The sequence below is a fragment of the Kurthia populi genome (genome assembly GCF_042686175.1).
In the GTDB taxonomy this organism is placed as follows: domain Bacteria; phylum Bacillota; class Bacilli; order Bacillales_A; family Planococcaceae; genus Kurthia; species Kurthia populi.
This window is the reverse complement of record NZ_JBHUOR010000103.1, coordinates 1-16197: the sequence shown is the minus strand read 5'-3', so window position 1 is coordinate 16197 and position 16197 is coordinate 1. Positions and strand designations below refer to the sequence as shown.

Annotated in this window: 16 protein-coding genes, 1 other RNA gene and 1 other annotated feature; of the genes, 3 read left to right on the top strand and 14 right to left on the bottom strand. The window is 39.2% G+C overall.

The features are described 5' to 3' along the window. Positions 1–669 precede the first annotated feature (669 nt). From ACFSY7_RS11865 to ACFSY7_RS11840, 6 genes are all read right to left on the bottom strand, one after another. A complete protein-coding gene (locus ACFSY7_RS11865; protein WP_126988971.1) occupies positions 670–885 on the bottom strand; it encodes a YaaL family protein in 216 nt (71 codons plus the stop codon). A 15-nt stretch (positions 886–900) separates the two neighbouring features. Next, the gene (recR, locus tag ACFSY7_RS11860) at positions 901–1497 is read right to left on the bottom strand and encodes a recombination mediator RecR (RefSeq protein WP_126988972.1); all 597 of its coding nucleotides are present in this window, start codon (positions 1495–1497) and stop codon (positions 901–903) included. Between the two features lie 25 nt (positions 1498–1522). Then, positions 1523–1840 carry a YbaB/EbfC family nucleoid-associated protein gene (locus tag ACFSY7_RS11855; RefSeq protein ID WP_126988973.1) on the bottom strand — a complete coding sequence of 106 codons (318 nt, stop codon included), beginning with the start codon at positions 1838–1840 and terminating at the stop codon, positions 1523–1525. 27 nt (positions 1841–1867) lie between these two features. Continuing rightward, the gene (dnaX, locus tag ACFSY7_RS11850; RefSeq protein WP_380147981.1) at positions 1868–3646 is read right to left on the bottom strand and encodes a DNA polymerase III subunit gamma/tau; all 1779 of its coding nucleotides are present in this window, start codon (positions 3644–3646) and stop codon (positions 1868–1870) included. Positions 3647–3752: 106 nt separating this feature from the next. Continuing rightward, positions 3753–4018: signal recognition particle sRNA large type (ffs, locus tag ACFSY7_RS11845), an RNA gene on the bottom strand. Between the two features lie 75 nt (positions 4019–4093). Next, the gene (locus ACFSY7_RS11840) at positions 4094–4945 is read right to left on the bottom strand and encodes a GRP family sugar transporter (RefSeq protein WP_380147980.1); all 852 of its coding nucleotides are present in this window, start codon (positions 4943–4945) and stop codon (positions 4094–4096) included. Between the two features lie 140 nt (positions 4946–5085). Here ACFSY7_RS11840 and ACFSY7_RS11835 point away from each other — a divergent pair, with 140 nt between their 5' ends. Then, positions 5086–5517 (top strand): DUF4395 domain-containing protein, encoded by a 432-nt coding sequence (locus tag ACFSY7_RS11835; RefSeq protein ID WP_380147979.1) that lies wholly within the window; start codon positions 5086–5088, stop codon positions 5515–5517. Positions 5518–5533: 16 nt separating this feature from the next. Here the strand turns inward: ACFSY7_RS11835 and ACFSY7_RS11830 are convergent, their stop codons facing one another. The 3 genes from ACFSY7_RS11830 to ACFSY7_RS11820 form a co-directional block, all read right to left on the bottom strand. Then, positions 5534–6091 carry an LOG family protein gene (locus tag ACFSY7_RS11830; RefSeq protein WP_126988977.1) on the bottom strand — a complete coding sequence of 186 codons (558 nt, stop codon included), beginning with the start codon at positions 6089–6091 and terminating at the stop codon, positions 5534–5536. 62 nt (positions 6092–6153) lie between these two features. Further along, complete coding sequence (locus tag ACFSY7_RS11825; RefSeq protein WP_126988978.1) at positions 6154–6825, bottom strand: deoxynucleoside kinase; 672 nt, start codon at positions 6823–6825, stop codon at positions 6154–6156. Then, a complete protein-coding gene (locus ACFSY7_RS11820) occupies positions 6826–7461 on the bottom strand; it encodes a deoxynucleoside kinase (protein WP_126988979.1) in 636 nt (211 codons plus the stop codon). Positions 7462–7577: 116 nt separating this feature from the next. Between ACFSY7_RS11820 and tadA the strand changes: the two genes are divergently transcribed. Beyond that, the gene (gene tadA, locus ACFSY7_RS11815; RefSeq protein WP_380147978.1) at positions 7578–8096 is read left to right on the top strand and encodes a tRNA adenosine(34) deaminase TadA; all 519 of its coding nucleotides are present in this window, start codon (positions 7578–7580) and stop codon (positions 8094–8096) included. Positions 8097–8243: 147 nt separating this feature from the next. Here tadA and serS read toward each other — a convergent pair whose 3' ends face one another. The 3 genes from serS to pdxS all read right to left on the bottom strand — a co-directional run bounded on the left by serS (position 8244) and on the right by pdxS (position 11297). Then, the gene (gene serS / locus ACFSY7_RS11810; RefSeq protein WP_380147977.1) at positions 8244–9524 is read right to left on the bottom strand and encodes a serine--tRNA ligase; all 1281 of its coding nucleotides are present in this window, start codon (positions 9522–9524) and stop codon (positions 8244–8246) included. Positions 9525–9586: 62 nt separating this feature from the next. Next, positions 9587–9801: a binding site (T-box leader), on the bottom strand. Between the two features lie 18 nt (positions 9802–9819). Beyond that, on the bottom strand, positions 9820–10413 hold the full coding sequence (gene pdxT, locus ACFSY7_RS11805) for a pyridoxal 5'-phosphate synthase glutaminase subunit PdxT (RefSeq protein ID WP_380147976.1): 594 nt from the start codon (positions 10411–10413) through the stop codon (positions 9820–9822). After that, positions 10413–11297, bottom strand: a complete 885-nt coding sequence (pdxS, locus tag ACFSY7_RS11800; RefSeq protein WP_139996389.1) for a pyridoxal 5'-phosphate synthase lyase subunit PdxS — start codon at positions 11295–11297, stop codon at positions 10413–10415. The genes pdxT and pdxS overlap by 1 nt, the downstream gene beginning before the upstream one ends. A gap of 105 nt (positions 11298–11402) precedes the next feature. Here pdxS and pdxR point away from each other — a divergent pair, with 105 nt between their 5' ends. Further along, the gene (gene pdxR, locus ACFSY7_RS11795; RefSeq protein ID WP_380147975.1) at positions 11403–12818 is read left to right on the top strand and encodes a MocR-like pyridoxine biosynthesis transcription factor PdxR; all 1416 of its coding nucleotides are present in this window, start codon (positions 11403–11405) and stop codon (positions 12816–12818) included. Positions 12819–12938: 120 nt separating this feature from the next. On the opposite strand, the gene ACFSY7_RS11790 is transcribed toward pdxR, so the two are convergent. Next, positions 12939–14246 (bottom strand): D-alanyl-D-alanine carboxypeptidase family protein, encoded by a 1308-nt coding sequence (locus tag ACFSY7_RS11790; protein ID WP_380147974.1) that lies wholly within the window; start codon positions 14244–14246, stop codon positions 12939–12941. A gap of 133 nt (positions 14247–14379) precedes the next feature. Continuing rightward, positions 14380–15843 carry an IMP dehydrogenase gene (guaB, locus tag ACFSY7_RS11785; RefSeq protein WP_380147973.1) on the bottom strand — a complete coding sequence of 488 codons (1464 nt, stop codon included), beginning with the start codon at positions 15841–15843 and terminating at the stop codon, positions 14380–14382. Positions 15844–16197: the final 354 nt, after the last annotated feature.

The window sequence follows — 16197 nt, the reverse complement described above, 5'->3', positions numbered from 1 at the left end:
AGGCACGCCGCCAGCGTTCGTCCTGAGCCAGGATCAAACTCTCCATAAAAAGTGTTTGAAAGCTCATTTGCTTTGCTAGCGTTATCTTGCTTGATAACATTTTTTTCGATTCAATTGAACCGAATTTATTGTGATTACATCTTGCTTGTTCAGTTTTCAAGGTTCATTTCGTTCGCCGTTACCTTAACGACTCATTTATTATATCATCATAACATTTTGTTGTCAACAACTTTTTTTCAAAAGTTTTTAACGACTTCAAATATTCTAAAAGATATTTTGTAAAATGTCAATTGATTTTTTATAAATGTGCTCTCTTTGTCGAGAACTATTATATAATAACATGCATTCTAGAGCTTTGCAATACATTTTACGTCTTTTTTATTATTTATTTTAAAATACTTTATATTTCATTATAAAACTGGACTTTCTTAGCTATCTTCGAAGCATTTCAACGCTGTTTCTTCTTATAGAATATAAAATCAAATATTGCTACTAGTAGTTTCTTAACATAATAAGTATAAAATCCTGAGTTTAGTTCCGATCCTTGTTTACATGGCTTAATATTCGACATCATTTACCACACATCTTTCGTCTGCTCTATGTACTAGTAATTTATCATCTCCAAAAGGCACAAAAAAAGAACCGCATTTTCATGCGATTCTTCCATTATTATTTAATTAACACTTTACGAATACGTGCTTCTTTAAATAAATAGAAATATTTACTTTCAGCAATTTTCTTTTGAGCGATTGTACTAAGCTCAAAATCATCGGCAATGCCTTCTAGATGCTGTATGTCATCGAGGTCTTGCTTTGCTCCTTTAATTAAACCAACAAGTTTTTCGTCATATTCTCGGCGAAGTTTTTGTTTTTTACTAAAAAACATAGATGTGACCTCTCTTTACAGTTCTCTACGTCCTTCAAGTGCTTTTGAAAGCGTCACTTCATCTGCATATTCTAAATCCCCACCAACTGGCAAACCATGCGCAATACGCGTCGTTTTAATACCAGATGGTTTCACGAGACGAGAAATATACATTGCTGTCGCTTCTCCTTCAATTGTAGGATTTGTTGCTAAGATTAATTCTTGCACTTCATCATTGTGTAAACGTTGAATAAGTGCCGGAATATTAATATCTTCTGGTCCAATGCCGTCCATTGGTGAAATCGCACCTTGTAAAACATGATATAACCCATTATAATCACGCATTTTTTCCATTGCAATGACATCTTTCGTATCTTGAACGACACAAATCATTGAACGGTCACGTCTAGGGTCTTGGCAAATATGGCAAGGGTCGACATCCGTAATGTGTCCACAGGTTGAGCAATATGTGAGTTCACGTTTTGCATCAACAAGTGATTTAGCGAAAGTAAGTACGCTATCTTCTTCCATTGTTAGCACGAAAAATGCCAAGCGAGAGGCTGTTTTTGGCCCAATGCCTGGCAATTTCATAAAGCTATCAATTAATCGTGATATTGGTTCAGGATAATGCATACCCATTCCCTCCTATAGCTTTAAATTATAGACCTGGAATGTTTAAGCCTTTTGTGAATTGACCCATTTTAGAAGATGTTTCTTTATCAACAGCTTCCATTGCATTGTTTACAGCAATAATGATCATATCTTGTAATAGCTCAACATCGTCTGGATCTACTACTTCTGGGTTAATTTCAACGTCTGTGATTTCTTTTTTACCTGATACAGTTACTTTTACTAAACCGTTACTAGCTGAACCTTCGAAAGTGCTTTCTTCTAGTTCACCTTGAGCTTCCATCATTTTCTTTTGCATTTTTTGCATTTGTTTCATCATTTGATTCATGTTACCGCCACCGCGCATATTAAATTCCTCCTTGGATATAATGATTTAATCTTCCACTACTTCGACAAAATCTTCGCCGAATAGCTTCATTGCCTCATCCACTACTGGATTAGCCGAGGCTTGTTGTTCTTCAACTAACATTGATTGTACATTTTCTTCGGCTTCTTCGCCACTTGTAGACGGATTTTCTTCCGTAGTTTGTTGTAGTTTAGACTTCTGATAATGTGAGAAAAATTCCTCACGAAGTTTAAGCCAGCGTTGTTCTGGGATAAAAACAATATCGTACATGGTACCTGTCATTCCCGCAATAACTTGTGGGAATTGCTGCATAAACTGTGGATTATCCGCCGCGATTTGGCAATAGATATCTTCTTTAAACTGAAGTACGAATGCATCATTTGAAGAAGCAACTGGCTGTGCATCTGTTAAAAGTGCCGCTTGGGATTTTGGAATCTGTGCAACTGCATTTGGCCAAATCTCTTGAATTTTACGCAAGTCGCCTCGTGTTGCCCGCTTCATTACTTCTTGAATACGTCCAACTTGTACTTGGAATTCATTGCTACGCTGACGAGAGCGACGCGGGCTTTTTTCTTTTGGTTCAGATGCCTGTGGTTGTTGAGGCATCATGCCACCTTTTTGCATTTGCAGTACAAGCTGCTGTAATTCATTTACTTGCTGTTGAAGTGCAGCGACTTCTGGCATTCCTGCCGGATTTTCAGCAGTTGTTACACGTGAAACACCACTTTGAACCATTTTTAGGAGCGCTGTTTCTAAATATACCTTCGAATGTAACGAGAAACGCATCTCTTGCTGTGTTTTCGATAAAATGTCAATATACGTATAAAGTGTATCCATCGAGAAGCTATTCGCAAGTTCTTTAAACTTTTCGTCTGTAGAAGCAAGCTCTAACAACTCTTCTAGGTCCGGTGCTGTTTGAATAAGTAGCAAATCACGGAAGAATGTAATAAAATCCTCCGATAAGCGAACAGCATCTTTTCCTTCACTCATTAGCTTCTCTAACATCGCTAAGACATTTGCAATATCTTTTTGTGCAAGGCTTTGTGCCAAATCATAAAAGACATCTTGGCCAATAGAGCCTGTCACAAATAGCGCATCCTCTAGTGTTACTTCACTTTCACTAAACGATACAACTTGATCAAGCATACTAAGTGCATCACGCATACCACCAGCAGCAGCTTGTGCGATGACTTTTAATGCACGCTCATCATAATCTAAATCAATATCTTCTAACACGATTTTCATGCGCTCTACTAAATCACTTGAAGATAAGCGTTTAAAGTCGAAGCGTTGTGTACGTGAAATAATGGTTGCGGGAATTTTATGAGGCTCCGTTGTTGCTAACACAAAAACGACATGTGCAGGAGGCTCTTCTAATGTTTTTAATAATGCATTGAAGGCACTTGTAGAAAGCATATGCACTTCATCGATAATGTAAATTTTATAGCGCATGCCGTATGAAGGAGCGCGGTCGATAAATTCGAGCATTTCACGCATATCTTCTACACGAGAGTTTGACGCCGCATCGTATTCAAAAACGTCATTGGATTTACCTTCATTAATTTCTTTACAATGCGCACATTCGTTACATGGCTCGCCTGCTACGGCATGTTCACAGTTGAGTGCTTTCGCAAAAATACGCGCCATACTTGTCTTCCCGGTACCACGAGGGCCTGAGAATAAATAAGCATGCGTTGTTTTATTTGCTTCAAGCGCATTTTGTAATGTACGTTTCACATGCGTCTGACCCGACACTTCTCGGAAGGTTTGCGGGCGATATACGCGATAAAAAGCTTGATATGCCAACGTTTTTGTCTCCTTTTCTAGTTGAAATCACTTAATTTTATTATACCATTTAGACAAGAAAAAAACTCACCCGATAAATCGGATGAGTTGAATATGCATGTTAATGCCATGCACCTTTCTTCGACTGCCGTACACAAGCGTTACTCCTGTCGCCAGCTCAGATCAGGCTACCCCACGGCACATGAGTTAACCTACTTAATGCTGCTTCCTTCCGGACCTGACATGGTTCATAAGCGCTCATTGCGCAGGACCCAATCTTCAACACTACGTGCACGAGGCAGACCAAACATACGGACAGCCTCGAAAAGGACTTCAGTCTCGCTAAAGCGGATTGCGAGTTATAGGGCACCGCTACCTCCCCACCTAGCATAGCAATAACTAGTATATAAATGATTTTATAAAAAATCAACCTAAAACCATACAATTTCAAAAACTTATCGCAATATATTAATTATTTTTCGTAATACCTAGCATCGCAACCCCTGCAATAATTAATAAAATGCCAATTGCAATATAGATAAGTTGCTTCTTTGTTTTCTTTTCGCCAAGTAAGAATATCCCGCCTAGCGTAGAAATAATGACCCCGCATTGTGATAGTGAGAAACTAATTGCGACGCCTACTTTTGACTGCGAAATGAATAAGAATAAATTCCCCGCTGCCCATACAAGACCTGGAATAATATTAAGAAGCGCATATTTATTAAATGGATTGTGACGCATGGTTAAAGCAAGTGCACCAACGCCCATCCCGATCGCCTGCGGTAATACAAGTTCCCAGCTCGTCACTTCAAAGAAACGTGCAATAACTGCATAACCGATAAATCCAGCTGTCGAAATCAGCAGTGTTATCATACCTTTTTTAAAGTTTGCTTTTCCTTCCTCATCATGATCATCTTTTGATGTGAAAATAATACCGACTAAAATACAGGCAATCGCAATGACACCGAGTATAATCGCGGTTGTCGTTTTCCATTCATGAAACACGATGACGCCAAATAATGCTGTCCCCACTAATTGAAGACCGGTTGAAATGGGCATTGCTTTTGAGACACCAATATTATTAACTGCAATAAGTTGATTTCCTTGTCCAATTGCCCAAAATAATCCTGATACAAAGCCTACCCCAAAAATAAGCAACGATAGCTCTGGTTGCACTGTAAAATAAATAGCGAGTGAAAATGCAAGTGCACCAATTGCTGTACCTAATGTTTGGCTATAAGCGCCGCCACCGATTTTCATTGTGATTAACACTTGGCTACCCCAGAAAATCGCTGGTAAAATGGCTATCAATAACTCCATACGCAAAACTCCCTTCATTATTTCATTACCATTCAACCTATTTTTAAACAAATTAAAATACCAAGTAAAACAATTTGATTTAAAGTCTTTAAAGGATTATGATAAAGGAAATTCATTTTCTTTAAGAAAGGTTGGTTAGTATGTCAAAGCCTCCATTTATTCCACGCCCATTAGTTCGCGCCAATCAATGGACGATTTTATTATTTACCGTTGCTAGTTGGTTTATTAGTCCATGGCTCTTATTAGTACCACTCGTATGTAATTTAGGTGGGCTGCTTTTCAACTTCAATCCGGTGATTAAAATCGGACGCCGTTTCTTAAAGAAAAGACCGTCTGATTACATCCCTGAAGATGTGACGCAGCAAAAATTTAACTCGACGATTGCGATTACATGTCTTACACTTGGCCTAATCGGATTCACAAGCAACTTAGCTGTAATGGGCTATGTATTTACAATCATGGTGGTACTCGCATCAGGCATTGCCATCTTAGGTTTTTGCATCGGCTGTTTTCTATTTTTTCAAATCAATCAATTACGCTATAAATTGAAAAAAAACGAGGCAAAGGTTTAATCCCTGCCTCGTTTTTTTATAGACTTTTTTGCTTTGCTTCGATTTTTGCAACTAAGTTTAGTGCATCCTGTGGTGTTTCAAGCATATGTAGTAACTCCAAATGCTCCGTTGGCATAAAGCCTTCCGCTACCATTTTATCGAAGTGCGTGCGTAATGGCTCATAGAAATGATTCACATTATATAAACAAACTGCTTTGTCTTGTTGACCAATCTGCGTTAGTGTAAAGACATCGAAAAATTCATCCATTGTCCCCGCACCACCTGGTAATGCGATAAATAAATCCGATAATTGAATCATCAATGCTTTACGCTCATGCATCGTACTGACGTAGTGTAGCTCGGTTAATCCTAAGTGCGTTACTTCATTCCACTCATCAAATGCTGGTGTGACGCCAATGACTTCACCACCCGCTGCTAATGCGGCATCTGCCACAGCGCCCATGACACCATTATTCGCACCACCATATACAACACCGATGCCATTCTCCGCTAATGTGCGACCTAGCTCGATTGCTTTTTCTATATAAATCGGGTTGTTTCCTTCTCGTGATCCACAGTAAATTGCTACTCTCATGTTGAACACCTTCCTTTGCTGATAAAAAAAGACTACCACAAAATGTGATAGTCTCCTACTAATTAACGACGGCGTAAATGCGAAGTTTGCTCCATAAAGTGAGCGATACGTTCTAAAATATGCTCAATTGTTTGCGGATCTTTCATTAAATCGTAATCATTGATATCTAAACGAAGCACTGGGCATGAATTGAAATTATCAATCCATGTATCATATCGGTCATGCATTTCATGCCAGTACGCTTTATCTGTTTGTTGCTCCATTGGGCGACCACGTTCTTCAATACGGTCAATAATATTGTCAATTGAACCTTCTAAGTAAATTAATAAATCTGGGTGTGGGAAGTACGGTGTCATCACCATTGCATCAAATAGATTTGTATATGTTTCGTAGTCTGTTGGTGACATTGTCCCTTTATCATAATGCATTTTTGCAAAAATGCCGGTATCTTCATAGATAGAACGGTCTTGGATAAAGCCGCCACCATATTCAAAAATACGCTTCTGTTCTTTAAAGCGTTCTGCTAGGAAGTAAATTTGTAAATGGAAGCTCCATTTTTCAAAGTCATCATAAAATTTATCTAAGTATGGGTTAGTATCTACCTTTTCAAAAGATGTACGAAAGTTAAGTGCCTCAGCAAGTGCTTTTGTCATCGTTGATTTACCAACACCCACTGTTCCCGCGATTGTAATCACCGCATTTGACGGGATACCATATTTTTCTCGTAAATTCATTTATTTAAAGCTCCTTTGTTGTAACGTTTCATCAATCTTGCGTAAAATTCTTTGAAGGTCCGCTGCGTGTTGGACGAAATCTAATTCATCACCATTCACGCGAATAACCGGAATGTCTGGATGGCTTTTTTCGAAGCTTTCAATAAATGTATGATAATCTTCAACAAGCTGCTCCATATAATCACGCGAAATCATTTTTTCGAACTCGCGACCACGCATCGCGATACGTTTCATTAACGTATCTACTGATGCATCTAAGTAAATAACGATATTTGGTTTTGGCATATCTGCTGTTAAAATACGATAAATTTCTTCATACTTATGATATTCAGTTGGCTTCAGTGTACGTTTTGCAAAAATTAAATTTTTGAAAATGTGATAATCTGCGACAACTGGATGATTCTCAGCTAAAATATACTTTTTAATGTCTGTTAATTGTTTGTAACGATTGCACAAGAAAAACATCTCTGTTTGGAAGCTCCATTCATCGATGTCTTCGTAAAACTTATTTAAAAACGGATTTTCGTCTACAATCTCTTTTAATAAGTGAAACTCAAATGTTTCCGATACTATTTTAGAGAGCGACGTTTTCCCGACGCCAATCGGTCCTTCAACCGTAATAAATGGTGTAGGCATCAGAAGTCCCCCTTCGCTTTTTTTCATCAATGTAAAATATTTTATCACAGACCGAAACGTTACGACAGTTATAATGAATTGTCGAAATTCTTCAAACTCAGTAAAGGAGTCTAAAAATGGATCAACAACAGAAAGATGTACGCTTCATGCAAGAAGCGATAAATGAAGCCACAAAAGCCGCGGCGATTGATGAAGTACCAATTGGAGCCATAGTTGTCTACAACGATAAAATTATTGCACGCGCGCATAATTTACGTGAAACATCACAAAATGCCATTACCCATGCCGAACTCATGGCCATCCAACAAGCTTGCGAAGTAATCGGTAGCTGGCGCCTTGAGGAAACAACGCTTTATGTCACACTTGAGCCTTGCCCGATGTGTGCAGGTGCTATTTTACAATCGCGGGTACCACGTGTTGTGTACGGCGCACGTGATATAAAGGCGGGCTGTGTCGATTCACTTTATCACTTACTAAATGACGCTCGCTTTAATCATGAATGCGACGTTACAGAAGGCGTGCTTGCAGAAGAAACTGGTGCACTATTAACCGATTTCTTCCGTGAACTACGCGCACGTAAAAAAGAACAAAAACGACTGCGTAAGTTAGCAGAGCAAGCGCATAAAGATCAATAAAAAAGTGGCTGTCACAAAATGTCATGTTCCTTTTTTAGCGTTCGCAACGAAAAACCGGAACCGCGCCACCGCGCGATTCCGGTTTTTCTTATACTCATATGAGAGGTTGCTTTTACACGTATGTCAAAGCCTCTTTTTCGTTATCGATTATTTTGCTTTAATTTCAGTTACGCCGCCCATGTATGGTACAAGCACTTCTGGAATTTTTACAGAACCATCTGCTTGTTGGTAGTTTTCTAAAATAGCCGCGATTGTACGACCTACTGCAAGACCTGAACCATTTAATGTGTGAACATATTCTGGTTTTGCTGTTTTATCACGACGGAAGCGGATGCCTGCTCGACGTGCTTGGAAATCTTCAAAGTTTGAGCAAGAAGAGATTTCACGGAATTTATCTTGGGCTGGAATCCATACTTCTAAATCGTATTTTTTCGCAGCAGTGAAGCCTAAGTCAGCTGTACACATGCTTAATTTACGGTATGGTAAACCGAGTAATGTTAATACTTCTTCTGCATGAGAAGTTAATAATTCAAGTTGCTCATAAGATTCTTCTGGTTTTACGAAGCGTACTAATTCTACTTTGTTGAATTGGTGTTGGCGGATTAGGCCACGTGTATCACGGCCAGCAGAACCTGCTTCTGAACGGAAGCAAGCAGAGAAGGCTGTGAATGCTTGTGGTAACATATCTGCTGATAAAATTTCATCACGGTAGAAGTTGGTTACTGGCACTTCAGCTGTTGGAATTAGGAAGTAATCTTCTTTTTCGATTAAGAAGGCATCTTCTTCGAATTTTGGCAGTTGACCTGTACCAGTTAAGCTTGCACGATTTGCCATGTATGGTGGTAGCATTTCTTCATAGCCATGTTTATCTGCATGTAAGTCCATCATGAAATTCCAAAGCGCACGTTCTAAACGAGCACCTAAGCCACGGTAAAAGACGAAACGAGAGCCTGTTACTTTTGCTGCGCGTTCGAAATCGATAATACCTAAATCTGTTGCAATGTCCCAGTGAGCTTTTGGCTCGAAATCAAATGTTGGTACGTCGCCGCGTGTGTAAACTTCCACGTTATCATCTTCTGTATCCCCTACAGGAGTTGATTCGTGTGGAATATTTGGAAGACGCATCATCATATCTTGGAATTTTTCTTCGATATCATTTAGCTCAACGTCTAATGCTTTAATTTCAGCGCTTAGTTCACGCATTTTTAAGATGTCTTCTTGTGCATCTTCTTTCGCACGTTTTTTCACTGCAATGACTTCTGTTGCTTTATTACGTGCTGCTTTTAATTCTTCTGTTTTCGCGATTAAATCACGACGTTTTTGGTCCCATTCTTCAAAGTAATCAAATGTGCCAAGTTCTTCGTTACGGTGCGCTAATTTTTCTTTTACTTCTGCAAGATTTGCGCGTACGCGTTTAATATCTAACATATGTTTTTCCTCCATTCAGATAATCGATGTAAGAGTACAAAAAAATGCTCCCATCCCCTTGGTAAAGGGACGAGAGCATACCCGCGTTGCCACCCTAATTGAACAGACTGATGCCTGTTCCACTTGTTTCATAACGGCTAGGATGCCGGCCCTATCTACTGCTGGTTTCAATAAGGCAACTCCAGGACGGATTCGCGAGCGTTTTTGTCGACTTCCACCAGCCGTCGACTCTCTATAAAAAAACGGATTCGTTACTACTTCCTATCATCGTGTTAAATGTTAAGTTACCCATACTTTACAACACATTTTCATGCGATGCAAGTCTCGCAGATGCACTTTTTTTCACCATTTCGAGAAATAATTCGAAAATATAACGGTCTTCTGTTAGCTCTGGATGAAACGCACAACCAAGTAAATGTCCATCACGTGCAAGGACAATTCGATCACCTACTGTTGCTAATACTTCTACATTGTTTCCTACAGATTGAATATGCGGCGCACGAATAAAAACGGCTGGAATCTTTCTCTCTTGAACAGTGACATCCGTTATAAAACTATCGATTTGGCGACCAAATGAATTGCGTTCTACAACTACATTCATCGTACCAATATGCGCTTCTTCCCCGATTACTTCCTTTGCCAATAAAATAAGTCCTGCACATGTACCAAATACAGGCTTTTCGCGTGAGAATAGCTGTAAATGCTCTCGTAATTGTGCTGCATCCATCAAGCGCCGTATTGCCGTACTTTCACCACCAGGTAGTACTAGTCCATCGAGCTCTCGTAATTGATTAGCTTCTTTCACAGGAATAGCCTCCGCTCCCAATACAGAAAGAGCTGTCAGATGTTCTGTTACCGCACCTTGTAATGCCACCACACCAATTTTCATTACCAACCACGCTCCTGCATACGCTCTTCAAATGGCATACTCGTAATATCTAGACCTTTCATTGGCGTTCCTAATTCTTTTGATAAATTCGCTATAAGCTCATAATCTTGATAATATGTTGTGGCCTGTACAATAGCTTTTGCAAATTTTTCTGGGTTACTCGATTTAAAAATACCAGAGCCGACAAATACACCATCCGCACCAAGCTCCATCATTAACGCGGCATCTGCTGGAGTTGCAATGCCACCTGCTGCAAAGTTCACAACCGGTAAATGTCCTACCTCTTGAATCTGCAATAATACGTCAAATGGTGCACCGATATTTTTTGCCATTGTCATTAATTCATCTTTTGGTAAATTGACGACTTGACGTACCTGCGCATTTACCTGACGTAAATGGCGTACTGCTTCGACAATATTACCTGTACCTGGCTCTCCCTTTGTGCGTAGCATAGCCGCTCCTTCACCAATACGACGCGCAGCTTCTCCTAAATCACGACATCCACATACAAACGGCACATTATATGTACTCTTGAGTAAATGATATTCCTCGTCTGCAGGTGTTAGCACTTCACTTTCATCGATATAGTCCACACCCATCGATTCTAATATTCTTGCTTCAACCACATGGCCAATACGTGCTTTTGCCATAACGGGAATCGACACCGCATTCATCACTTCTTCTACGATACGTGGGTCCGCCATACGTGCAACGCCACCCGCTTTACGAATATCAGAAGGTACACGTTCTAATGCCATAACAGCAGTTGCTCCGGCTGCCTCTGCGATTTTTGCTTGCTCTGCGTTAATAACATCCATAATCACGCCACCTTTTTGCATTTGAGCCATTCCTCTTTTTACTGTTTCTACACCTGTCTGAATCATTTCATTTCCTCCTTTATTGCTTTGTGCTATCATGGTAAAAGAGTTTTGACTATTTCTAAATATTCAGATTTATTATTTTTAACCAGGTCAGAGGAGGAATTTCATATGGATATGCTCATGTTTGAATTAGATAAAAATGCCAAAGAACCTCTATACGAACAGCTTTACGAGGCAATTAAACGTGGCATTATTGACGGCTCTATTCCGGTCGAAAAAAAATTACCATCCAAGCGAAAATTAGCGGATTTTTTAATGCTGAGCCAAACGACTATTGAACTTGCATACGGACAATTACTTGCAGAGGGCTATATCGTTTCAAAACCTCGCATCGGTTTTTTTGTGGAAGATATCGCATCACTTCCCTATATTGATAAACCCGTTTTAGTACCCGAAACAAAGCCTACTGCACCGCGCTATGATATTGACTTTAGCCCTGGTCGCATTGATACCGCTTCCTTCCCCTTTTCAACATGGCGACGTTATGCCAAGGATGCCATTGATGAACAGCAACAAAGCTTGTTATTAGTTGGCTCTGCACAAGGTGAGTATGCCCTACGCGAAGAAATTGCGAGTTATCTTTATCAATCGCGCGGCGTACATTGTCGCCCAGAGCAAATTGTTATTGGCTCTGGTACCGAACAATTGATTCCAATGATTTTGCAAATTCTCGGGGACTATAATGTCTATGCACTTGAAAATCCCGGCTATCAAATGACGCATCATATTATTGAGCAATACGGCCAAAGAAGCCTACCTATTCGCATCGATGCAGATGGTCTTGATGTGTCAGAGCTTGAAATGAGTGATGCCAATATCGTCTATGTGACACCATCACATCAATTCCCAACAGGTGCGATCTTGTCAGCACCACGCAGAGCACAACTTTTACAATGGGCTAGTCATCAAGGGAATCGCTACATTATCGAAGACGACTATGACAGTGAGTTCCGTTATATCGGAAAACCAATTCCATCCCTACAAAGTATGGATCATCAGCAAAAGGTCATTTATTTAAGTACATTTTCTAAATCACTCATGCCTTCCCTACGTATTGCTTATTTCGTGCTGCCTGAAAAATTGATGCCGCGTTATCATGCATTATTTACGTACTATACATGCACTGTCCCACGCTTTGAACAACATATTTTAATGCAGTTTATGCGAGATGGTCATTTTTCAAAGCACTTAAATCGCATGCGTAAAATTTATCGAAAGAAACTTGAAAAATTGACTGCTGTTATTACTAATTATGATGCTGTGAATATTTCAGGTGAGCAAGCAGGCATGCATATTGCCTTAACTGTCAGCCATCCTCAAAATGCTCAGCAATTAAGTAATCAGGCCAAAGAGGCGCATATTCGTATTTCTCCTTTATCACAATATTTATTAAAAGACGATGCGCGTTACGCCCAACATTTACTTTTAGGCTTTGGTGGCATTGATGAGGATAAAATCTCGCAGGCAATCACAACATTATTTGAATTATGGCAATTAAAAAAAGAGGCTGGGACATATGTATAAAAACAAACGTTCATATGAACATAAGAAAAACCGGAACCGCGCTACCGCGCGATTCCGGTTTTTCGTTGCGAACGCTAAAAAAGGAAAATGACGTGTTTTGTCCCAGCCTCTTTTACTTTATTAAAATACTTTATCCCAAACATTTTCAAAGAAATCACCAAGGCCAGTAAATCCTTTTGATAACCAGCCACGCTCTGATGCAGATGTTGTTGTCACGACATTTGATTTTAGTTCAGTAGGATTGATATACCCATACTTATCGCCTGTCACTTTCACATATCCAACAACTGCACCTTTTTTCACTGGTGCTGAAATCGAAGGATATGTTAATACAAGTTCTGTCTTAATGGCTTTTATATTATTTTTGTTCACAACCATTTTAATTGGTTCTGTCGCTTGAATTTTAACTGTTTTTTCTTTACCATTTTTTACTTCAATTGTTTTTTGCTCGTTAAACGTTGCATTTTTAGCTAGAATGGTTTGCTGTTCAAAATTATCAAATGCATAATCAAGCAACACTTTTGTCGCATCAAAACGCGCTTTATATGTGCTATCGCCATTCTTTTCTTTTGCATCCATTACAATTGTAATAACGCGCAAATCGCCTTGTTTCGCCGTTGCAGCAAAACATTGACCAGCATAGTCGGTAGAGCCTGTTTTCAAGCCATCTACACCTTCATACTCGTATTTGCCACCCTTTAGCATGTAATTCCAGTTTTCCATTGGAATCGCATCTTTTGTTCCTTTAGCGAATGTTTTTTTCAAAATACTTGCCGTTTCTAATACTTCTGGATGCTCTTTTAATAATTCATAGGATAACTTCGCTACTTCTTTAGCAGGCATTTTATTTTCACCCTTTTTCGGGGTACCTTTTGGATGCATGCCTTGAAGTTGTGAATTACTTAAGCCAGTCGCATTATAAAATGTATATTTTTTAAGACCTAGTTCTTTTGCTTTCTTATTCATGAGCGGTAAGAATTTTTTCTCAGAGCCTGCCATAACTTCTGTTAATGCAATGGTTGCGGCATTTGCAGAATAGATTGCCATTGCTTCGTATAGCTCACGCACAGTATATACACCATCTTCACGCAGTGCTACATTGCTTAATGCCGTATCATGAGAAATTTTATACGCGTATTTTGATACATTGTATTTATCATCCCATGAAATTTCTCCTGCTTTAATTTTATCGAGCAGAATGAATTCTGTCATCATCTTAGACATACTCGCAATACCAAGTGCTTTATTGGCATTTTTTTCGTATAAAATTTTACCGCTATCTGCATCAATGACAATTGCTGCTTTTGCTAACACAGTTGGTTCATCGTTTTTAGCGCTTGCAGAAGTAAGACTTATTTCTAACATACTTACAACTAAAACGAACGCTAATAGTACTCGTATAGATGCTGCTTTCCACCGTTTTTTCAACGCCATACCCTCCATCAATCTATGTATTTATCTTTCCCATTTTATCATAGATTGAAATACAACATTGTATCAAATCCGCATACAAAAAAGCAGGTAGCCTATTTACTACGCTACCTGCTTTTATTTATTTTAATTAAATTGAATAGTTTGGTGCTTCTTTTGTAATTTGTACGTCATGTGGGTGAGACTCACGTAACCCTGCACCAGTCATACGAACGAATTGTGCTTCATCGCGTAGGTGCTGTAAATCAGGAGCGCCGCAGTAACCCATACCAGCACGGATACCACCAACTAGTTGGTAAACTGTATCTGATAAAGGTCCTTTGTATGGAAGACGACCTTCAATACCTTCTGGCACTAATTTTTTAGCATCTTCTTGGAAGTAACGGTCTTTTGAACCTTTTTCCATTGCGCCTAATGAACCCATACCGCGGTAAACTTTAAAACGACGACCTTGGAAGATTTCAGTATCCCCAGGTGATTCAGAAGTACCTGCAAGTAATGAACCTAGCATTACGGCGTTACCACCAGCTGCTAGCGCCTTTACGATATCGCCAGAGTATTTAATACCACCATCCGCGATGATTGCTTTACCACGTTCACGTGCAACTGTAGCACAGTCATAAACTGCTGTAATTTGTGGTACACCAACACCAGCAACGACACGAGTAGTACAAATAGAGCCTGGTCCAATACCAACTTTAACAACGTCTACACCAACGTCGAATAGTGCAGCAGCACCTTCAGCAGTTGCTACGTTACCAGCAATGATTGCTACTTCTGGGAAGCGATCGCGGATAGCTTTTACTGAGTTAATTACACCTTCTGAGTGACCATGTGCTGTATCGATAACGATAACATCAACTTGTGCCTCTACTAATTTTTCGATGCGTTTTACAGCATCTGCAGTAACACCTACAGCTGCACCTACTAAAAGACGACCAAATTCATCTTTAGCTGCATTTGGATATTCAATTACTTTTTCAATATCTTTGATTGTAATTAAACCTTTTAAGATACCATCACTATCAACTAATGGTAGCTTTTCGATTTTGTGTTGTTGAAGAATTTTTTCAGCTTCTTCTAAAGTTGTACCTACAGGAGCTGTGATTAAGTCTTCTTTCGTCATAACATCTGAAATTTGTAATGAGTAATCTGAAATGTAACGTAAGTCACGATTTGTAATGATACCAACTAAAGTTAAATCTTCTTCATTGTTTACGATTGGAACACCTGAGATTTTATATTTGCCCATTAGATGTTCTGCATCAAATACTTGATGTGAAGGTGTTAAGAAAAATGGATTTGTGATAACGCCGTTTTCAGAACGTTTTACACGTTCAACGTGATCTGCCTGTTCTTCTACTGACATGTTTTTGTGAATGATTCCTAGACCGCCTTGACGTGCCATAGCAATTGCCATTGATGCTTCTGTAACTGTATCCATACCCGCACTGATTAATGGAATGTTTAATTTAATTTTTGGTGTTAGTTCTACTGCTAAGCTTACCTCTTTTGGTAATACCTCTGAGTGTGCTGGCACTAATAATACGTCATCAAATGTTAAGCCTTCTTTGGCAAATTTCGTTTCCCACATGTTTAATAACTCCTCCTGTTTGAAAATATGTTATTTGTAAGGTTATCAATCAGATAGGTAGTGTGTCAAGATATTGAGAAAAGAAAGAGTATTCAAAGTATTCCTAATTATCATGGCTTGTTGATGGTAACGCTTTATTCAAGCATTCTTGTTATAAAACATAGGGAAATAGCTACATGAAAATTATTTAGGTCTTTACATTTAATTATTTTTATATAATGCCTATTGGTATATAATTATGGTTTCTTCACACAAAAAAAGCACTGACTTCTGTCAGTACTTCGGTGTGCCTAGCAACGTCCTACTCTCGCAGGGGGAAACCCCCAACTACCATCGGCGCTAAAGAGCTTAACT

Bases quoted from the DNA above. Each gene is read 5' to 3' on its own strand.
- pdxR (WP_380147975.1), top strand. From the start codon at position 11,403: ATGGATATGCTCATGTTTGAATTAGATAAAAATGCCAAAGAACCTCTA.
- serS (WP_380147977.1), bottom strand. From the start codon at position 9,524: ATGTTAGATATTAAACGCGTACGCGCAAATCTTGCAGAAGTAAAAGAA.
- ACFSY7_RS11835 (WP_380147979.1), top strand. From the start codon at position 5,086: ATGTCAAAGCCTCCATTTATTCCACGCCCATTAGTTCGCGCCAATCAA.
- ACFSY7_RS11820 (WP_126988979.1), bottom strand. From the start codon at position 7,461: ATGCCTACACCATTTATTACGGTTGAAGGACCGATTGGCGTCGGGAAA.
- tadA (WP_380147978.1), top strand. From the start codon at position 7,578: ATGGATCAACAACAGAAAGATGTACGCTTCATGCAAGAAGCGATAAAT.
- pdxT (WP_380147976.1), bottom strand. From the start codon at position 10,413: ATGAAAATTGGTGTGGTGGCATTACAAGGTGCGGTAACAGAACATCTG.
- guaB (WP_380147973.1), bottom strand. From the start codon at position 15,843: ATGTGGGAAACGAAATTTGCCAAAGAAGGCTTAACATTTGATGACGTA.
- ACFSY7_RS11855 (WP_126988973.1), bottom strand. From the start codon at position 1,840: ATGCGCGGTGGCGGTAACATGAATCAAATGATGAAACAAATGCAAAAA.
- ACFSY7_RS11865 (WP_126988971.1), bottom strand. From the start codon at position 885: ATGTTTTTTAGTAAAAAACAAAAACTTCGCCGAGAATATGACGAAAAA.
- recR (WP_126988972.1), bottom strand. From the start codon at position 1,497: ATGCATTATCCTGAACCAATATCACGATTAATTGATAGCTTTATGAAA.
- ACFSY7_RS11830 (WP_126988977.1), bottom strand. From the start codon at position 6,091: ATGAGAGTAGCAATTTACTGTGGATCACGAGAAGGAAACAACCCGATT.
- ACFSY7_RS11840 (WP_380147980.1), bottom strand. From the start codon at position 4,945: ATGGAGTTATTGATAGCCATTTTACCAGCGATTTTCTGGGGTAGCCAA.
- pdxS (WP_139996389.1), bottom strand. From the start codon at position 11,297: ATGATTCAGACAGGTGTAGAAACAGTAAAAAGAGGAATGGCTCAAATG.
- ACFSY7_RS11825 (WP_126988978.1), bottom strand. From the start codon at position 6,825: ATGAATTTACGAGAAAAATATGGTATCCCGTCAAATGCGGTGATTACA.